Source organism: Bradyrhizobium sp. P5_C11_2 (assembly GCF_054049755.1).
This window is the reverse complement of the sequence record NZ_JBFULT010000079.1, coordinates 1-18,539: the sequence shown is the minus strand read 5'-3', so window position 1 is coordinate 18,539 and position 18,539 is coordinate 1. Positions and strand designations below refer to the sequence as shown.

General features: G+C 66.2%; 18 protein-coding genes and 1 other RNA gene. 10 read left to right on the top strand and 9 right to left on the bottom strand.

From position 1 onward, the window contains the following. The first annotated feature begins 78 nt into the window (after window positions 1–78). On the top strand, window positions 79–1,443 hold the full coding sequence (locus ACXJL8_RS11105; RefSeq protein WP_456619440.1) for an AmpG family muropeptide MFS transporter: 1,365 nt from the start codon (window positions 79–81) through the stop codon (window positions 1,441–1,443). 115 nt (window positions 1,444–1,558) lie between these two features. Here the strand turns inward: ACXJL8_RS11105 and ACXJL8_RS11100 are convergent, their stop codons facing one another. The 5 genes from ACXJL8_RS11100 to ffs form a co-directional block, all read right to left on the bottom strand. After that, entirely contained in the window at window positions 1,559–1,996 is a 438-nt protein-coding gene (locus ACXJL8_RS11100; protein WP_456619439.1) for a hypothetical protein, read from the bottom strand. Between the two features lie 28 nt (window positions 1,997–2,024). Further along, entirely contained in the window at window positions 2,025–2,627 is a 603-nt protein-coding gene (gene recR / locus ACXJL8_RS11095) for a recombination mediator RecR (protein WP_456619438.1), read from the bottom strand. A gap of 1 nt (window position 2,628) precedes the next feature. Further along, on the bottom strand, window positions 2,629–2,949 hold the full coding sequence (locus tag ACXJL8_RS11090) for a YbaB/EbfC family nucleoid-associated protein (RefSeq protein WP_456619437.1): 321 nt from the start codon (window positions 2,947–2,949) through the stop codon (window positions 2,629–2,631). A gap of 116 nt (window positions 2,950–3,065) precedes the next feature. Continuing rightward, the gene (locus ACXJL8_RS11085; protein ID WP_456619436.1) at window positions 3,066–4,904 is read right to left on the bottom strand and encodes a DNA polymerase III subunit gamma/tau; all 1,839 of its coding nucleotides are present in this window, start codon (window positions 4,902–4,904) and stop codon (window positions 3,066–3,068) included. 94 nt (window positions 4,905–4,998) lie between these two features. Next, an RNA gene (gene ffs / locus ACXJL8_RS11080) (signal recognition particle sRNA small type) lies at window positions 4,999–5,095 on the bottom strand. A gap of 183 nt (window positions 5,096–5,278) precedes the next feature. Here ffs and ACXJL8_RS11075 point away from each other — a divergent pair. From ACXJL8_RS11075 to ACXJL8_RS11035, 9 genes are all read left to right on the top strand, one after another. Next, window positions 5,279–6,133, top strand: coding sequence for a transporter substrate-binding domain-containing protein (locus ACXJL8_RS11075; protein WP_456619435.1), 855 nt, complete (start codon window positions 5,279–5,281; stop codon window positions 6,131–6,133). 145 nt (window positions 6,134–6,278) lie between these two features. Next, window positions 6,279–6,941, top strand: coding sequence for an amino acid ABC transporter permease (locus ACXJL8_RS11070; protein ID WP_456619434.1), 663 nt, complete (start codon window positions 6,279–6,281; stop codon window positions 6,939–6,941). After that, entirely contained in the window at window positions 6,938–7,756 is an 819-nt protein-coding gene (locus tag ACXJL8_RS11065; RefSeq protein ID WP_456619433.1) for an amino acid ABC transporter ATP-binding protein, read from the top strand. Before ACXJL8_RS11070 ends, ACXJL8_RS11065 begins: the two co-directional genes overlap by 4 nt. Continuing rightward, window positions 7,756–8,511: an SDR family NAD(P)-dependent oxidoreductase gene (locus tag ACXJL8_RS11060; RefSeq protein ID WP_456619432.1), complete on the top strand. Its 756-nt coding sequence runs from the start codon at window positions 7,756–7,758 to the stop codon at window positions 8,509–8,511. The genes ACXJL8_RS11065 and ACXJL8_RS11060 overlap by 1 nt, the downstream gene beginning before the upstream one ends. Then, the gene (locus ACXJL8_RS11055) at window positions 8,508–9,635 is read left to right on the top strand and encodes a muconate cycloisomerase family protein (protein ID WP_456619431.1); all 1,128 of its coding nucleotides are present in this window, start codon (window positions 8,508–8,510) and stop codon (window positions 9,633–9,635) included. Before ACXJL8_RS11060 ends, ACXJL8_RS11055 begins: the two co-directional genes overlap by 4 nt. 157 nt (window positions 9,636–9,792) lie before the next feature. Next, on the top strand, window positions 9,793–10,212 hold the full coding sequence (locus tag ACXJL8_RS11050) for an HIT domain-containing protein (protein ID WP_456619430.1): 420 nt from the start codon (window positions 9,793–9,795) through the stop codon (window positions 10,210–10,212). Window positions 10,213–10,223: 11 nt separating this feature from the next. Beyond that, window positions 10,224–11,168 (top strand): NAD(+) diphosphatase, encoded by a 945-nt coding sequence (gene nudC / locus ACXJL8_RS11045; protein WP_456619429.1) that lies wholly within the window; start codon window positions 10,224–10,226, stop codon window positions 11,166–11,168. 13 nt (window positions 11,169–11,181) lie between these two features. Beyond that, window positions 11,182–12,099 (top strand): sugar kinase, encoded by a 918-nt coding sequence (locus ACXJL8_RS11040; RefSeq protein ID WP_456619428.1) that lies wholly within the window; start codon window positions 11,182–11,184, stop codon window positions 12,097–12,099. 103 nt (window positions 12,100–12,202) lie between these two features. Continuing rightward, a complete protein-coding gene (locus ACXJL8_RS11035) occupies window positions 12,203–12,712 on the top strand; it encodes an Lrp/AsnC family transcriptional regulator (RefSeq protein ID WP_011090847.1) in 510 nt (169 codons plus the stop codon). A 194-nt stretch (window positions 12,713–12,906) separates the two neighbouring features. Here the strand turns inward: ACXJL8_RS11035 and ACXJL8_RS11030 are convergent, their stop codons facing one another. From ACXJL8_RS11030 to ACXJL8_RS11015, 4 genes are all read right to left on the bottom strand, one after another. After that, on the bottom strand, window positions 12,907–14,406 hold the full coding sequence (locus ACXJL8_RS11030; protein WP_456619427.1) for a phosphomannomutase/phosphoglucomutase: 1,500 nt from the start codon (window positions 14,404–14,406) through the stop codon (window positions 12,907–12,909). Between the two features lie 179 nt (window positions 14,407–14,585). Continuing rightward, window positions 14,586–15,098 (bottom strand): TIGR02281 family clan AA aspartic protease, encoded by a 513-nt coding sequence (locus ACXJL8_RS11025; protein WP_456619426.1) that lies wholly within the window; start codon window positions 15,096–15,098, stop codon window positions 14,586–14,588. A gap of 127 nt (window positions 15,099–15,225) precedes the next feature. Beyond that, window positions 15,226–17,703, bottom strand: a complete 2,478-nt coding sequence (gene hrpB, locus ACXJL8_RS11020) for an ATP-dependent helicase HrpB (RefSeq protein ID WP_456619425.1) — start codon at window positions 17,701–17,703, stop codon at window positions 15,226–15,228. A gap of 122 nt (window positions 17,704–17,825) precedes the next feature. Further along, window positions 17,826–18,539, bottom strand: a 714-nt coding sequence (locus tag ACXJL8_RS11015) for a UDP-glucose dehydrogenase family protein (RefSeq protein WP_456684987.1), incomplete at its 5' end; no start/stop codon positions are given.

Here is an 18,539-nt window from a genome sequence, read left to right as displayed (position 1 = left end):
CCCTCACCCCACCCTCTCCCCGTAAGAACGGGGAGAGGGAGAAGAGGCAGCACCGCCAGAATCTGCTAACACCTGCCCATGACCGCACCCGACGCGACCTCCCCCGCCGGCACCGATGCCCCTGCTGCCTCCTGGCGCGACAGCTTGGCCGTGTACCTGCAACCGCGGGTGCTGATCGTGCTGTTCCTCGGCTTCTCCTCCGGGCTGCCGCTGGCGCTGTCGGGCTCGACGCTGCTGGTGTGGATGCGCGAGGCCGGCGTCGATCTCGGAACCATCGGGCTGTTCGCGCTGGTCGGCACGCCCTACACGCTGAAATTCCTGTGGGCGCCGCTGGTGGATGCGCTGCATGTGCCGCTGTTCACGCGCACGTTCGGGCGCCGGCGCGGCTGGTTGCTGTTCTCGCAGATGCTGCTGATCATCGCGATCCTGCTGCTGGCGCTGACCGATCCCGCGCGCTCGCCGTTCTACGTCGCGCTCGGTGCGCTGCTGGTGGCGACGACGTCCTCGACGCAGGACATCGTTGTCGACGCCTTCCGCGTCGAGAGCCTGCCGGAGAGCGAGCAGGCCGCAGGCATGGCGTCCTATGTCGCGGCCTACCGCATCGGCATGCTGGTCTCGACCGCCGGCGCGCTGTTCATCGTCTCCGGCTTCGAGGGCACCGGCATTCCGCGCACGTCAGCCTGGATGTGGGGCTATGTGGTGATGGCGGCGATGGTGCTGATCGGGACCATCACGGCGCTGGCCGCGACCGAGCCCGAGCAATCGGCGCGGGCCGAGGCGGCGACCCAGACCGAGACGGCGTTCGCGCGGGTGCTGCACGCGGCGATCGGCGCCTTCTCGGAATTCCTGTCGCGCAAGGACGCGCTCGCAGCCCTCGCCTTCGTCGTGCTGTTCAAGTTCACCGATGCCTTCTCCGGCACCATGACGGCGCCGTTCGTGATCGACCTCGGCTTTACCCGCAACGATTATGCGGCGATCGTGAAGGGCGTCGGCCTCGCCGCCACGCTGATCGGCGGCTTTGCCGGCGGCTTCGTCGCGCGGCGCTATTCGCTGGCGACGAGCCTGTGGATCGGCGGCGTGGTGCAGGCGCTCGCCAACCTCTCCTTCTCCTGGCTGGCGTTCGTCGGCACCAGCCAATGGGCGCTCGCCTTCGCCATCACCTGCGAGAATTTCACCAGCGCCATCGGCACCGTGATCTTCGTCGCCTATCTCTCCGCGCTGTGCCAGAACCCGCTGCACACGGCGACGCAATACGCGCTGCTTACCGCGCTCGCGGCCGTGGGGCGCACCTATCTCTCGTCGGTGGCCGGTTATGTCGCCAAGGCCACCGGCTGGCCGCTGTTCTTCGTGATCTGCGTGCTGGTGGCGATCCCGAGCCTGGTGCTGCTCAGCTGGCTGCAGAAGCGCGGGCATTTCGAGGCGCTGGGGCCGGTGCGGGTGTGACGCTCTCGTAGGGTGGGTTAGCGCAGCGTAACCCACCATTTCTGTCACCGCGGAGATAAACAGTGGTGGGTTCGCCTTCGGCTAACCCACCCTACGGCATCTCGATCTGATGCTCCTACTGCTTCTTGATGATGCTCCATTTCGTCACCACGGCTTCGCTCATCTGGCCGGGATCGCTGGCGCAGGCGACTTCGTCGACCTTGACCGAGATGGCCTTGCCGACGAAGGATTTCAGCTGCGCGGCCTGCGCGTCGCTGGAGGTGACGAGCTGGAAGGTTTCGGGGCCGGTCTCGAGATTGCACAAACCGTTCGGCGCCGGCAGGCGGCGCGGCTCGGAGGTGATCTGGTAGGTCGCGATACGCTTGCCTGCGTTCTTGACGTCGCGCACTTTCAATGCGGTCAGCTCGCCCGAGAGCACCTCGCCGGTGTTGATCGGCTTGCCGGGCTTCGACGGCGGCGGGACCTCGTCGCCCTGCTGCGCGGCGATGGCCGGGGCGACCGGCATCGTCATCATCGCGACCAAAGCCAGCCGTGTGGCGAATCGTTTCGTCATGTCGTCCATTTCCGTAAAGTCTGGATTGCTAGAACAGGGTCCGCTGCCGCATCGCGGCCGATAGCGTACCTTCATCGAGATAATCAAGCTCGCCCCCGACCGGCACGCCATGGGCGAGCCGCGTGACCTTGACGTTGGCGTCCTGAAGCAGGTCGGTGATGTAATGCGCCGTGGTCTGACCGTCGACCGTCGCATTCAGCGCCAGGATGATTTCGTGCACCTTGGCATCATGGGCACGCGCCACCAGCGCGTCGATGGTGAGGTCCTGCGGGCCGACGCCGTCGAGCGGCGACAATGTCGCGCCAAGCACATGATAGCGCCCTTGAGTGGCATTGGCCCGCTCCAGCGCCCAGAGATCGGCGACATCGGCGACGACGACGATGATGGCGTCGTCGCGCCGCGGGTCGATGCAGACCGTGCAGGGATTTTGCGTGTCGATATTGCCGCAGGTCTTGCAGACCTGGACCTTGTCGAGCGCGACCTGCAGGGCGGAGGACAGCGGCACCATCAGCGCTTCGCGCTTCTTGATCAGATGCAGCGCCGCGCGCCGCGCGGAACGCGGACCGAGGCCCGGCAGCCGTGCGAGGAGCTGGACCAGCCGCTCGATTTCGGGACCTGCAACCGCGCCCATATTACTGGCCGAACAGCCCCGGCGGCAGGCCGAGCCCGCCGGTGAGCGCCTGCATCTTCTCCTGCATCGCCGTCTCCGCCTTGCGGCGGGCGTCGCCGAGCGCGGTGACGAGCAGATCCTCGAGCACCTCGCGCTCCTCCGGCTTCATCAGCGAGGGGTCGATCTTGATGCCCTTCACGTCCATCTTCGCGGTCATGCGCACCGCGACGAGGCCGCCGCCGGAGATGCCTTCGACTTCCACATTGGCGAGCTGATCCTGCATCTCCTGCATCTTGGATTGCAGCTGCGCCGCCTGCTTCATCATGCCGAGAAAATCAGCCATGGGTGTTTGTCCTTGGAAAGATGGGCCTAAGGCGCGATGAATCATCATCGCGCCTTAGCATATTGTGTGCGCATGATCTTATCGGAAAACCGCTTCGCACTTTTCCGGATCATGCTCTAGAGATCGTCGCCGTCGGAACCGTCGGGCGGATCGTCACTGCCATAGTCGGCGTTAATATTGGATTCCGGCACCTCGGGGGCAAGCCTGCGGACCTCGACGACCTTGGCCCCGGGGAAGCGCGACAGCACCTCCTGCACGCGCGGATCGGCCTCGGCGGTACGGGCATGCTCCTGCTTGGCGGCCTGGTTCACCGAACGCAGCGTCGGCTGGCCCTGTTCGTTGGAGACGGTCACGGTCCAGCGCCGGCCGGTCCAGAGTTCGAACTTGCGCCCGAGCTCGGTGATCATGGTCTTGGAGGCGTTGGGCTCGAGCGCGACTTCCAGCCGGCCCTCCTCGAAACGGACGAGGCGCATGTCCGATTCGAGCGCGGCCTTGGTCATGATGTCGCGCTTCTGGCCGGCAAGCGCGACGAGCTGGGTGAAGCTCGTGACGCGCAGCACGGGCGCCGCAGCTTGCGGTTCCGGCGCGGGCGCCGCCATCTGCGGCCGGGCGCCACCGCCGAACGAGGACGGCGACGAGGCCGGCGCACGCACGGACGCAGCCGAGGCAACCGGTGCTGCCGGCGCACTGCGCGCCGCGCTGCCGCCGCTCACGACCGGCGAGCTTCCGCCGTTCTGCTCCAGCATCCTGATCGCTTCGTCCGGCGTCGGCAGGTCGGCGACATAGGCGATGCGCACCAGCACCATTTCGGCGGCGGCGGCGGGCCGCGTTGCCGCCTGCACCTCGGTGATGCCCTTGAGCAGCATCTGCCACATCCGCGACAGCACGCGCATCGAGATCTTCGAGGCGAAATCCCGCGCGCGCACCCGCTCGGTCTCGCCATAGGCGACGTTGTCGGCGGTCGCCGGCACGATCTTCACGCGGGTGACGAAATTGACGAATTCGGCGAGGTCCGAGAGCACGACGATCGGATCGGCGCCGACGTCGTACTGGTCGCGGAACTCCTTGAACGCGGCCGCGATGTCGCCGCGCGCCAGCGAATCAAACAGGTCGATGACGCGGGTGCGGTCGGCGAGCCCCAGCATTTGCCGGACGGCATCGGCCTTCACGGTACCCGCCGCATGCGCGATCGCCTGGTCGAGCAGCGACAGCGAATCACGCACGGAACCCTCGGCGGCGCGCGCGATGATGCCGAGCGCTTCCGGCTCGATCTCGACGTTTTCCTTGGCCGCGATGCTGGCGAGGTGCTTCATCAGCACGTCGGCCTCGACGCGGCGCAGGTCGAATCGCTGGCAGCGCGACAGCACCGTGACCGGAACCTTGCGGATCTCTGTCGTCGCGAACACGAATTTGGCGTGCTCCGGCGGTTCCTCCAGCGTCTTCAGGAAGGCGTTGAACGCCGCCGTCGACAGCATGTGGACTTCGTCGATGATGTAGACCTTGTAGCGGGCGCTGGCCGGCGCGTAGCGCACGCTGTCATTGATCTGGCGGACGTCGTCGACGCCGGTATGCGACGCCGCGTCCATCTCCAGCACGTCCATGTGCCGGCTTTCCATGATCGCCTGGCAATGCACCCCTAACGTCGGCATGTGGACGGTCGGGCCCTTCACCGAGCCATCCGGCATCTCGTAGTTGAGTGCGCGGGCAAGGATGCGCGCAGTGGTGGTCTTGCCGACGCCGCGGACGCCGGTGAGGATCCAGGCCTGCGGAATGCGGCCGGTTTCGAACGCATTGGAGACGGTGCGGACCACGGCCTCCTGGCCGATCAGGTCGTCGAAGCTGGAGGGGCGGTATTTGCGCGCCAGCACCCGGTACGGCGTGCCTGCTTGGGCACCGAGCGCAAAGCCAGCCTGGCTGGCGCTATCGGAATTGGGAGGGGCGCCGGCGTCGGTCATCGGTCGATCCGCAATGAAATCTCTCTCGGCCGGCGTTTGCGGAAAGGAGCGCGCTGGCGGCTTAAGCCGCCGGCGCAATTCGCTCGGAAAAACGGTAGGAGACTGACGAGCGACCCGATCCGGACCTCGTTAGGGCTGCTTCCTTCCGGACCTGACCCGGTTGGCGAGTGGCTCGTCCACCGCCAATCTCCCGGTCCCTATTTGGGGCCAAAAGGGCGGGAAAGCAAGCGGGGATCGCCCTGATCCGCTTGCACTTGCCCAGCATCCGGGCAAATCCCGACCTGCCCAGCCGATAGGCTGTGCTTTCACTGCCGGGAACGCCTTGGTATGAACGCTGCCGGAATTCCACCCAACCAGAAAAGCGATTGATCCCAATGGTTACACGTCGTGATGTTGCATCGATTGTCGGACTTGGCGCCGTCGGCGCAGTGGCCGCGGGCGCGCTGGCGTCGCCGGCCGTGGCCCAGGCCGCCGATCCGAACGAATCGACCTTTGCTCGCATCCGCCGGACCAAGAAGATGCGGATCGGCGCGGTCGGCGGCGGCGCGCCCTACTACATGAAGGACCTGGCCAGCGGCCAGTGGAAAGGCTTCTACATCGACATCGCCAAGGGGCTCGCCGACGACATGGAGGCCGAGCTCGATATCACCGAGACCACCTGGGGCAATTCGGTGCTCGACCTGCAGTCCAACAAGATCGACATCTTCTTCGGCCTCAACCCGACCCCGAAGCGCGCGCTGGTGGTCGACTTCTCGGTGCCGGTCTTCAACAACGCCTTCGGCATCCTCTGCAAGAAGGACTTCAAGCCGAAGAGCTGGGCCGAGCTGAACTCGCCCGACGTCAAGCTCGCGGTCGACCAGGGCTCGTCGCACGACCAGGTCGTGAGCCGCCTGACGCCGAAGGCGCAGATCTCGCGGCTGAAGACCGCCGACGACGCCACCGCCGCGCTCCAGACCGGCCGCGTCGACGCGCAGTGCCTGATCACCATGCTGTCGCTGACCGTCCTGAAGAAGAACCCCTCGCTCGGCCAGTTCGTGCTGCCGACGCCGATCTTCGCGACGACGTCGAATGCCGGCTTCCGCCGCGAGAACGACAAGACCTTCCGCGACTTCGTCAACACCTGGATCGACTTCAACAAGGGCCTCGGCTTCATCCGCAACGCGATCATCACCAACATGGAGCTGGTGGGCGTGACCGAAGCGGACATTCCGCCGGGCGTGTCGCTGTAAGCTCCCACTGTCATTCCAGGGCGATGCGAAGCATCGAACTATGGTGCGCAATTGCGCACCTGAGAATCTCGAGATTCCGGGTTCGCCCTTCGGGCGCCCCGGAATGACGGTGTAAGCGGTTAGCCGCACGACGAGTAACGCACGCATGTATCACTGGGACTTCGGCATCCTCTGGAGCTATCGCTGGCTCTTTCTCAACGGGCTCGGCGTCACCGTCGGCTTCACCGTCGTCATCGTGGTGCTCGGGCTGGTGTTCGGCCTGTTCGGGGCCTTCGGCAGCCTGTCGCGCTTCAGAGCGGTACGCCTGATCGCGCTGACCTTCATCGAGGCGTTCCGCTGCACGCCGATCCTGGTGCAGCTGATCTGGTTCTATTACGCTCTGCCGATTCTCGCCGGCGTCGAGATGACGCCGATCACGGCCTCGGCGCTGGCGCTCTCGCTCTATGGCGGCTCGTTCTATTCGGAGATCATCCGCGGCGGCATCGTCTCGATCGACCGCGGCCAGTCCGAAGCCGGCGCCGCGCTCGGCATGACGCCGGGGCAGGCCATGCGGCGCATCGTGCTGCCGCAGGCGGTCAAGCGCATGATCCCGGCGCTGATGAACCAGTCGATCATCCAGTTCAAGAACACCTCGCTGGTCTCGGTGCTGGCGGTGCCTGACCTCGTCTATCAGAGCCAGGTCGCCGCCCATGACAGCTACCGTCCGCTGGAGACCTACACGGCCGTGGCCGTCGCCTATGCGGCGATCCTGATTCCCCTGACCATCCTCGTCCGGCGCGGCGAGAAGCGACTGGCGGTCGGCGAATGAGCGAGACCTCAAAGAACGATTCGAAGACCACTTCGAAGATCGAGATCCGGAGCCTGCGCAAGAGCTTTGGCAGCAACGAGGTCTTGAAGAACATCAGCCTCGACGTCGCCAAGGGCGGCGTCGTGGCGTTGATCGGCCCGTCGGGCTCGGGCAAATCGACGCTGCTCCGCTGCATCAATCTTCTGGTGACGCCTGATGGCGGCAGCGTTCGCGTCGGCGATACACGCTTCCAGTTCGGCGAAGGCGCGAAACTGCCCGACGTGAGGACACTCGCAAAATTCCGCGCCACCACCGGCATGGTGTTCCAGCATTTCAACCTGTTCCCGCACATGACGACGCTCCAGAACGTGATGGAGGGACCGGTCACGGTGCGACGGATGGCCAAGGCGGACGCCGAGAAGCTCGCGCGCGCGCAGCTTGCCAAGGTGGGCCTTGCAGAGAAAGCCGACCAATATCCCGCGACATTGTCCGGCGGCCAGAAGCAGCGCGTCGCGATTGCGCGGGCGCTCGCGATGGAGCCGGACGTGATGCTGTTCGACGAGGCGACCTCGGCGCTCGATCCCGAGCTCGTCGGCGAGGTGCTCGCCGTCATCCAGCAGCTGGCCTCCGAAGGCATGACCATGGTGATCGTGACCCATGAGATCGCGTTTGCGCGCGAGGTCGCCAACCGCCTCATCTTCATGCGCGACGGGATCGTGGTCGAGGAGGGCCCGGCGCGGCAGGTGATCGACAATCCGCAAGCAGCCGCGACGCGCGCCTTCCTCAGCCATTTCCACCGCACCGGCGCTCTGCCGCCGGCCAACGCGATATCGTGATGCCTGATATCAATCGCGTCTATCTCGTCACCGGGGCCGCCAGCGGCATCGGCCGCGCCACCGCAAAGCTGCTCGCGGGCCCCGGCACCGGGCTGCTGCTGCACACGCGCTCCAACGCCGCCGGTCTCGAGGCCACCGCGACGGACGCCGAAGCGCAGGGCGCGGTGGTGGCAAAATGCCTCGGCGATCTCGCCGAGGAGGCCGCGGCAATCGATGCCATCGCCGCCACGCAAGGCGCCTTTGGCCGGCTCGATGGATTGATCCTGGTCGGCGGCCATGCGCGGCGCGGCAGCGCCATCGGCACGCCGGCGGATCAATTCCGCCAGGCGATGGATGAATCCGCGCTGGCGTTCACGCGGCTGGTCGACGCCGCGCTTCCGCTGCTGCGTGCGGGGCATGACGCGCGGATCGTCGCGGTGTCCTCGTTCGTCGCGCACGCGATCCGGCCCGAATTTGCGCCCTTCGCCGCGACCGCGGCGAGCCGCGCCGCCTTGGAAGCGCTGGTGCGCCTCACCGCGGTCGAGCTCGCCGGCGACGGCATCGCCGTCAACGCGGTTTCGCCGGGCCTCATCGTCAAGGACAAGCCGAGCGAGAGCCGGCTGTCGCCCGAGCAGATCGCCGCGACCGAGGCGCTGATCCCGATGCGCCGCCGCGGGCGGCCGCAGGAAGTCGCCGAAATCATCGCCTTCCTGGCGTCGCCGAAAGCGTCCTACGTCACCGGCCAGGTCTGGCACGTCAATGGAGGCCTGACATGACCGAAGCAACCATCGAACGCCTCAGGCTGTTCCTGATCGAGAGCCCGATCAAGATGGCCCGCCTCCAGGGCGTCGGCAACGTCAAGGGCACGGTGAAGCGCGTGCTGATCGAGCTCACCGCAAGCGATGGCGTGATCGGCTGGGGCGAAGCCGCGCCGTGGGAGGTGTTCACGGGAACGCCGGAAGCGGCGTTCTCCGCGCTCGACATCTATTTGCGTCCTGTCGTGCTCGGCAAGCCGGTGCGCCGGATTCGTGCGCTGATGGCCGAGCTCGACCGCGCGCTGGTGGGACATGCCGAGGCCAAGGTTGGAATCGAAATGGCGCTGCTCGACATCGTCGGCAAGTCGTCGGGGCTTTCGGTCGCCGATTTGCTCGGCGGCCGCGTGCGCGACACGATCCCGCTGTCGTTCTCGATCGCCGACCCGGATTTCGCCGCCGATCTGGAGCGCATGCGAAAAATGGTTCCGGACGGCAACGTGATCTACAAGGTCAAGACCGGCGTGAAGCCGCATCGCGAGGATCTCGACCATCTCGAAGCGATCCGGAAGGAATTCGGCGACAAGGTCGATCTGCGCGTCGACTACAACCAGGCGCTGGCGCCGTTCGGGGCCATCAAGATCCTGCGCGACGTCGAGCAGTTCGCGCCGACCTTCATCGAGCAGCCGGTGCCGCGCAAATATCTCGACGTGATGGCGCAGCTCACCGCGGCGCTGGAAACGCCGGTGCTCGCCGACGAAAGCTGTTTCGACCGTCGCGACATGATGGAGGTGGTGCGGCGCGAGGCGGCCGACGCGGTCTCGATCAAGCTGATGAAGGCCGGCGGCCTGTTCGAGGCCCAGGCGATCATGGCGATCGCCGACATCGCCGGCCTGCCCGGCTATGGCGGCACGCTGTGGGAGGGCGGCATTGGCCTGGCCGCCGGCACGCAGCTGATCGCGGCGACGCCAGGCATCTCGCTCGGCTGCGAATTCTACATGCCGCACCATGTGCTGACCGAGGACGTGCTGGAAGAGCGCGTCGCCAACCGCGCCGGCCATGTCGTGGTGCCCGATGGCCCCGGCCTCGGCATTCGCGTCAGCGAAGCCTCGATCCGCGCCAATGCGCGGGTGATTGCGGAGGGGTAGGCCGCACTCTCGCTGTCGTCCCGGATCTGCGCTCCGCTTCGCTACGCTTGTCCGGGACGACGATCGCGTATGCAGCTGCCATCCTTCCCCTGGCTGACTCGGTATCGTATGCTCGGATCAAACGAGYCCGATCGCACCGGGCAATCTGGAAACGCATATGTCCGATCCCGCCTGGTCGCTGCACTCCCGCCTGAAAGAGGACACTATCGACATCGGCGACCTGCCGCTGTCGAAGGTGCTGGTCATCAAGGACGCGCATTATCCCTGGCTGCTGCTGGTGCCGCGGCGCGCGGACGCGGTCGAGATCATCGATCTCGACGAGGTGCAGCAGGCGCAGCTGATGACGGAGATCTCCCGCGTCTCGCGCGCGCTGAAGGAGATCACCAAATGCGACAAGCTCAATATCGCGGCGCTCGGCAACCTCGTGCCGCAGCTTCACGTCCACATCATCGCGCGCCGCACCGGTGATGCCGCCTGGCCGCGGCCGGTCTGGGGCGTGATGCAGCCATTGCCGCATGACGCCACCGAGGTGCAGAATTTCATCAGCGCGCTTCGCCGAAAAATCTGGTTGGGTTGAAAGAGCAAGAAATGTCAGCATTCGACTCGTTTCCGCTGGGGCAACCGGCCTTCGTCACCAATGTGCTCGACCGCGCCGCGCATCTGCGCCGCGACGACGAAAAGCTGTTCGCGCTGGAACAGAAGCCGACCTCGCGCGCCTATGTCGTCCACCGCGACTCGCTGCTGGTGAAGCGCGAGGGCGAAAAAGTCCGCGCGCTGCTGGGAATCGACGAAGCGCTGAAATGCGGCGCCAATCCCGGCACGGTCTTTCTGGGGCTGCGCGACGGCGCCGCGGTGTTCGGCATGGGCCTGTCGCAGGCCGCGGCCGAGAAGCTGGTCGGCCGCGAGGACTACACCCTCACCGAGCTGCGCGGCATGGCGATGCAGGGCGCGGTCCGCCCCGACGAGCTCTCGGCGGTCGCGATGGCGAAGTCTCTGGTGAGCTGGCATCAGCGCCACGGCTATTGCGCCAATTGCGGCACCCGCAGCGCGATGAAGGAGGGCGGCTGGAAGCGCGACTGCCCGAGCTGCAAGGCCGAGCATTTTCCGCGCACCGATCCGGTCGTGATCATGCTGGTGGCCTCCGGCGAGAAGTGCCTGCTCGGCCGCCAGAAGCAGTTCTTGCCGGGCATGTATTCGTGCCTCGCCGGCTTCGTCGAGGCCGCCGAAACCATCGAGGACGCGGTACGCCGTGAAATCCTCGAAGAGTCCGGGATCCGCTGCACCGACGTGCAGTATTACATGACCCAGCCCTGGCCCTACCCGTCGTCGCTGATGATCGGCTGTAGCGCGCGGGCGCTGAACGAGGACATCGTCGTCGATCATTCTGAGCTGGAGGACGCGCGCTGGTTCACGCGCGAGGAGGCAGCCAAGATGCTGACGCGGACGCATCCGGACGGCCTCGCCGGCCCGCACCCCTTCGCCATTGCCCATCATCTGCTCGGCCGCTGGGTGCACGACAAGAGCAGCACCTGAGCTGAAACCGTCGATGGCCGCGTCAGGGACCGCGCCGCGCATCCTGTGCATCGGCATTCCCGTGCGCGACCTCACGTTTCGCGTCGAGGCCGTGCCCGAGCACGGCAGCAAGGCGAACGCCAGCCATTTTGCGGAGATCTGCGGCGGCAACGCGCTCAATGCCGCGATCGCCATCGCGCGGCTCGGCGGCCGCGTCGCGTTCACCGGGCCGATGGGCGACGCGCAGGAGGCATCGAGCGGCTTCATTCTCGAACGGATGGCCGCCGAGGGCATCGAAACCGCACATATCGTGCGCATGCCGGGGCTTGCAACGCCGGTCTCGGCAATCCTGATCGAACCTTCCGGCGAGCGAACGCTCACCATTTTTCGCGATCCCGCTCTGTGGAGCGTGAGGTTGCCCAACACCGATCAACTGCTGGCCGGCTGCGAGGCGGTTCTGGTCGAGAGCCGCTGCGCTTCGTTTTGCACCGACCTCTGCGCGGAGGCGCGAAGCCGCGGCATTCCCGTCATCGTCGGCGTCGACCGTGCGATGGCACCGACCGACGGCCTGCTCACGGCGGCCTCGCATCTGCTGTTCGCCAGCGAACAGGTGCGGGAGACTGCCGGCATCGCCGACGACGGCGGCGCCTTGAAGCGCCTGGCCGGGCTGACGCCGGCCTTCCTGGCCGCCACCCGAGGCCCGCGCGGCACGATCTGGCTGAACGAGAGGGGCGAGCTCGAGGAGACGCCGGCCTTTCTGGTCGAGGCCGTCGACACGCTCGGTGCCGGCGACGTCTTCCATGGCGCGTTCACGCTTCGCCTGGCCGAAGGCAGCGATGTCCGGGAGGCGCTGCAATTCGCCGCGGCCGCCGCAGCGCTGAAATGCACCCGCCATGGCGGCGGTCTGGCCGCCCCGCAACGCATTGAAGTTGAAGAACTTTTGCGTGGATGACTGCGGTTGAACACAAGCCGCTCGCCGAGATTATAGGCTTGCGATAGAAGATTTTTCTATATATGAGGGATATCGACCCGAATAATGGAACAAAGTTCTTCAAATGACTGACCTCGCCGTCCAGATCCCCGAGACCAGCCGCCGCCTCGACGCCATCGACCGCAAGATCCTGATGGTCCTCCAGGAAGACGCCTCCCTGTCCGTCGCCGAGATCGGCGACCGGGTCGGCCTGTCGTCCACCCCCTGCTGGAAGCGCATCCAGCGCCTCGAGGCCGACGGCGTCATCCTGAAGCGGGTGGCGCTGGTCGACCAGAACAAGATCGGACTCGGCATCTCCGTGTTCGTCTCGGTCGAGAGCTCCGATCATTCCGACGCCTGGCTCAAGAAGTTCGCCGAGGCCGTCAGCGCCATGCCCGAGGTGATGGAATTCTACCGCATGGCCGGCGACGTCGACTACATGCTGCGCGTCGTGGTCGCGGACATGCAGGCCTATGACGTCTTCTACAAGAAGCTGATCAGCGCCGTGCCGCTGAAGAACGTCACCTCGCGCTTCGCGATGGAGAAGATCAAGTCGGTGACGGCGCTGCCGATCCCGGCGGTGGTGGCGGCTTAATATTCAAGAGGCGTTGCTCTTCACCTCTCCCCGCTTGCGGGGAGAGGTCGGATCGCTCTTGCGATCCGGGTGAGGGGGTACAGGTCTCTCGTCGATCTCACGTGCGGAGAAAGGCCCCTCACCCCAACCCTCTCCCCGTAAGAACGGGGCGAGGGAGCGCACTGCCGCCGCGGCGGGCCGCCGCGAACCAAACCTCAGATCTTCTGATTGTACTCGCCGACTTCGGGATGCGTCCTCAGCACGCTGTTCACCATCTCGAACATGTCGTGCATGCGCTGCTCGGAGACCGGGCTCTCGACCACGACCACGAGCTCGGGCTTGTTGGAGGAGGCGCGCACCAAGCCCCAGCTGCCGTCCTCGACCGTGACGCGCACGCCGTTGACGGTGACGAGGTCGCGGATCGCCTGTCCGCCGATCTTGGCGCCCTTGGCCTGCAAGCCTTCAAAATGCTTCACCACCTGGTCGATGACGCCGTACTTGACCTCATCGGCGCAATGCGGCGACATGGTCGGCGACGACCAGGTCTTCGGCAATGCATCCTTCAGGTCGGCCATCGACTTGCCGGGGGCGCGGTCGAGCATGTCGCAGATCGCGATCGCCGAGACCAGGCCGTCGTCATAGCCGCGGCCATACGGCTTGTTGAAGAAGAAGTGGCCCGACTTCTCGAAGCCAGCGAGCGCACCCGTCTCGTGGGTGCGGCGCTTCATGTAGGAATGRCCCGTCTTCCAATAGGTGGTCTTGGCGCCCTGCTTCTGCAACACCGGGTCGGTGATGAACAGGCCGGTCGATTTCACGTCGACAATGAACTGCGCGTCCTTGTGGATCGCCGACATGTCGCGCGCCAGCATCACGCCGACCTTGTCGGCAAAGATCTCCTCGCCGGTGTTGTCGACGACGCCGCAGCGATCGCCGTCGCCGTCGAAGCCGAGGCCGACATCGGCCTTGTGCTGCAGCACCGCGTCGCGGATCGCGTGCAGCATCTCCATGTCTTCCGGATTCGGATTGTATTTCGGGAAGGTGTAGTCGAGCTCGGTGTCGAGCGGGATCACCTCGCAGCCGATCGCCTCCAGCACCTGCGGCGCGAACGCACCGGCGGTGCCGTTGCCGCAGGCCGCAACCACCTTGAGCTTGCGCTTCAGCTTCGGGCGATTGGTGAGGTCGGCGATGTAGCGCGCCGGATAATTCTCGTGGAACTGGTAGGAGCCGCCGACCTTGTTCTTGAACTCGGCATTGAGCACGATCTGCTTCAGCCGCGTCATCTCGTCGGGGCCGAAGGTCAGCGGACGGTTGGCGCCCATCTTCACGCCGGTCCAGCCGTTGTCGTTGTGCGAGGCCGTGACCATGGCGCAGCAGGGCACGTCGAGATCGAACTGCGCGAAATAGGCCATCGGCGTCACCGCAAGCCCGATGTCATGCACCTTGCACCCCGCAGCCATCAGGCCCGAAATCAGCGCATATTTGATCGAGGCCGAATAGCCGCGGAAATCATGGCCGGTGACGATCTCCTGGCTGACACCGAGTTCGGCGATCAGCGCGCCCAGCCCCATGCCGAGCGCCTGCACCCCCATCAGGTTGATTTCCTTGTTGAACAGCCAGCGCGCGTCATATTCGCGAAAGCCGGTCGCCTTCACCATCGGCTCGGATTCGAAGGCATAGGTGTTGGGCAACAAGACGGATTTAGGCTTGGGGAACATTGAGACGGTCTCGTGAAAATGAGCAGGATTTCATGCAGCCTTAGCGAATGCCGGGCCACAGCGGAAGGCGGGATTGGCAGCTTATGGATGATAATTGCGGCAGTTTGGTAACGGCGAAACGCCAGCCGCGGCAGGCTCTCAGATCGTTATTGAATTGGCCCGGCTTAGCCCACCAGGGCCTACTGCTCCAGCACCATCTGGCCGTTGGCGTACTCAAAGCGCTTGAGGCGGGACAGGAATGAGAGGCCGAGCAGGTTCTCGGACAGCGCCTCGTCCGGCAGCACCATGGCATCGACATCGCGCACGATGAGGCCGCCGACCTCTAACATGGCGATGCGGGTGCGCGCGGCCTTGATGGTGCCGTTGGCGGTGGAGACGGTGGCGTTGTACTCGCTGCGCGAGGGACGCAGGCCGAAGCGTGCAGCCGACGTCTCGTTCAGTGCAACCACGGAGGCGCCGGTGTCGATCATGAAGCCGATGCGCTGGCCCTCGATCCGGCCCTCGGCCTGGAAATGGCCGCGACCGTCGCGGGAGATGCTGAGGCTGCGGCCACCGGCCGGCGCCGCGGTCGCGACTGCGACCGTGGTGCGCGGCGCCGACGTCGCGGAGGCGGAGCTCATCCTGTCGGCCATCTGCGCCATGAAGGTGCCCAGCCCTATCATGATGGCCGCGAAGATCATTATGTTACGCATCACGGCACTCGGAGCCCGAAAGCTCGATTTCACCACGCGACCTGCTCGCCCGCGAGCGGCGCCGCGGCCGGAACGGTGTCATTTTGACGAAAAGGATGAGCGAACGGTTAATTCGCCTTCGTGCTTCTCAGGTGCCGCGCGGTTTCACCCGCCGGGTCGGCAGAGCATTCGCCGGATCTTCCGGCCAGGGGTGGCGCGGGTAGCGGCCGCGCAGGTCGGAGCGCACGGCGCTGTAACTGCCGCGCCAGAAGCCGGGAAGATCGCGCGTCACCTGCACCGGGCGTTGCGCCGGCGACAGCAGTTCCAGCACCAGCGGCACCTTGCCCGCCGCGATCGACGGGTGGGTGTTGAGGCCGAACAATTCCTGGAGCCGCACGGCGATGGTCGGCCCCTGCTCGGCTTCATAGTCGATGGCAAGCACGGTGCCGGTCGGCGCCTCGAAATGGGTCGGCGCTTCGCGCTCGAGCCGCGCGCGCATCTCCCACGGCAACAGCGCCATCAGCGCATCGGAGAGATCGCCGGCGGCGATATCCTTCAGCGCAATCTTGTCGTACAGCGCGGGCACCAGCCAGTCGTCACGCCGCGCGATCAAGCCATCGTCCGTCAGGTCGGGCCAGGCTTCGCCTTCGGCCTTGCGCAGGAACATCACCCGGTCGCGCCATTGTTTTGCTGCCTTCGACCAGGGCAAGCGGTCGAGGCCGGCGGCGATCAGGCCATCTGCGAAGATGCGCGCTGTCTCCTCCGACGGCGACACGGCAAGCGTCGCCTCGGAGAGCGTGATCGCGTGCAGCGCGCGCTTGCGCCGTGCGCGCAGCGCCATCGCACCACGATCGAATGAGATCTCGTCGACGGTTTCGATATGTTCGGCGAAGTGCCGCTCGATCTCGTCCTGCGCGATCGGCGCCGCGAGCAGGATGCGTCCGCTGGCCGCCGTGCCCGTCATCTCGCCGATCGCGATATAGGGCGCGCGGGCGAGCGACGAGGTCTGGTCAACAGCAGCACCGCGGCCGTTGGCGAGCACAAAACTGCCATTGCCGCGGTTGCGCGCGACGCGGTCCGGGAAGGCATAGGCGAGCATCAGGCCGGTCGAGAGCTCGTCCTGCTCTATCGCGGACTTCTCCGAGGCCGCCACCTGCGAAGCCCAGCGCCGGGCGAGGTCGCGCGCGCTCGACGCGCGCGGCGAGCGGTCGCGACGGAACTGGTCGCGCCTGTGCTCGAGATCGGCGCTGTCGCCGCCGAGCCCGCGCTCGGTGAGGATGGCGGCGATCTCGGCCGCTTCTTCGCCCGCGCCTGCACGATGCGAATCCACGATCATGCGCGCGAGCCGTGGCGGCAGCGCCAGCGCGCGCAGGCTCTTGCCTTCCGCGGTGATGCGGCCGTCGCCATCGAGGGCGTTGAGCTCGGAGAGCAGGCTCTTGGCTTCCTTCCAGGCCGGCTGCGGCGGCGGGTCGAGGAACGACAGCGCGGCCGGATCACTGACGCCCCATTGCGCGAGATCGAGCACCAGCGACGACAAATCGGCGCTGAGGATCTCCGGCTGGGTGTAGGGCGCAAGCGACGCCGTCTGCGGCTCGTCCCAGAGCCGGTAGCACACGCCGGGCTCGGTACGGCCGGCGCGGCCGCGACGCTGGTCCGCCGCCGCGCGCGAGACGCGCACGGTCTCGAGCCGCGTCAGCCCGATATCCGGCTCGTAGCGCGGCACGCGGGCGAGACCGGAATCGACCACGATGCGCACGCCCTCGATGGTGAGCGAGGTCTCCGCGATCGATGTCGCCAGCACGACCTTGCGGGTGCCCTTGGGCGCCGGTGCGATGGCGCGATCCTGCACGGCGGCATCGAGCGCGCCGAACAGCGGCACGATCTCGATGGACGCATCCTGCACGCGTTCGCTGACGAAAGTCTGGGTGCGGCGGATTTCGGCGGCGCCGGGCAGGAAGGCCAGCACCGAGCCGCTATCTGCGCGCAGTGCCGAGGCGATTGCGTCCGCCATCTGCCGTTCCACCTGCGCATCCGCCTTGCGGCCGAGATAGCGCGTCTCGACCGGAAAAGCGCGGCCCTCGCTTTCGACGACGGGCGCCTCGCCGAGCAGTTTTGCCACACGCGCGCCGTCGAGCGTTGCCGACATCACCAGGATGCGCAAATCCTCGCGCAGGCCCAGTTGCGCGTCACGCGCCAGCGCGAGGCCGAGATCGGCATCGAGCGAGCGCTCGTGGAATTCGTCGAACAGGACGGCGGCAACGCCGGAGAGCTCCGGATCGTCCATGATCTGCCGGGTGAAGATGCCTTCGGTCACGACCTCGATGCGCGTCGCGCGCGAAATCTTCGAGCCGAAACGGACGCGGTAACCGACGGTCTCGCCCGGGCGCTCTCGAAGCGACTTGGCCATGCGATCGGCGCTGGCGCGCGCGGCGATGCGCCGCGGCTCCAGCACGATGATCTTCTTGCCTTTGGCCCAGGGCGCATCGAGCAGCGCAAGCGGCACCCGCGTGGTCTTGCCGGCGCCGGGAGGGGCCACCAGAACGGCGGCATTACGCGCCTCCAGCGTGCGCGACAAATCGTCGAGCACGGCGTCGATCGGGAGGGGCGTGTCGAAGCTGCGGGGCAAAATCTCGCTTCCGTCATCACCCGCGCATGCGGGTGATCCAGTAAACTCAGGTCCCAATCATCACGAAGATCGGGGTTACTGGATACCCCGCCTTCGCGGGGTATGACAATCGTGTGTCGCTATCAGCCCCGCGTGGACGGCCGGCCGACGCTCTCATAGACGAAGCCGGCGGCTTCCATCTCTTCGGGGCGGTAGATGTTGCGGAGGTCGACGATGACGGCCTGCGCCATGGTCGCCTTCAGCCGGTCGAGATCGAGAGCACGGAACTGCACCCATTCGGTGACGATGACGAGCGCATCGGCGCCTTCCGCGCAGGAATAGGCGTCCTCGCAATAGGTGATGCTGGGCAGCTCGCTCTTCGCCTGCTCCATCCCGACGGGATCGAAGGCCTTCACCTTGGCGCCCATGTCGATCAGGCCGGTCACCAGCGGGATCGACGGCGCATCGCGCATGTCGTCGGTGTCGGGCTTGAAGGTGAGACCAAGCACGGCGATGGTCTTGCCGCGCAGCGAGCCGCCGAGCGCCTGGCTGACCTTGCGCGCCATCGCACGCTTGCGGTTCTCGTTGACGGCGAGCACGGATTCGACGATGCGCAGGGACACGTCGTAGTCCTGCGCGATCTTGATCAGCGCCTTGGTGTCCTTCGGGAAGCAGGAGCCGCCGAAGCCCGGGCCGGCATGCAAAAACTTGGTGCCGATGCGGTTGTCCAGGCCAATGCCGCGCGCGACCTCCTGGACGTTGGCGCCGACTTTTTCGGACAGATCGGCGATCTCGTTGATGAAGGTGATCTTGGTCGCGAGGAACGCGTTCGCGGCGTATTTGATCATCTCGGCGGT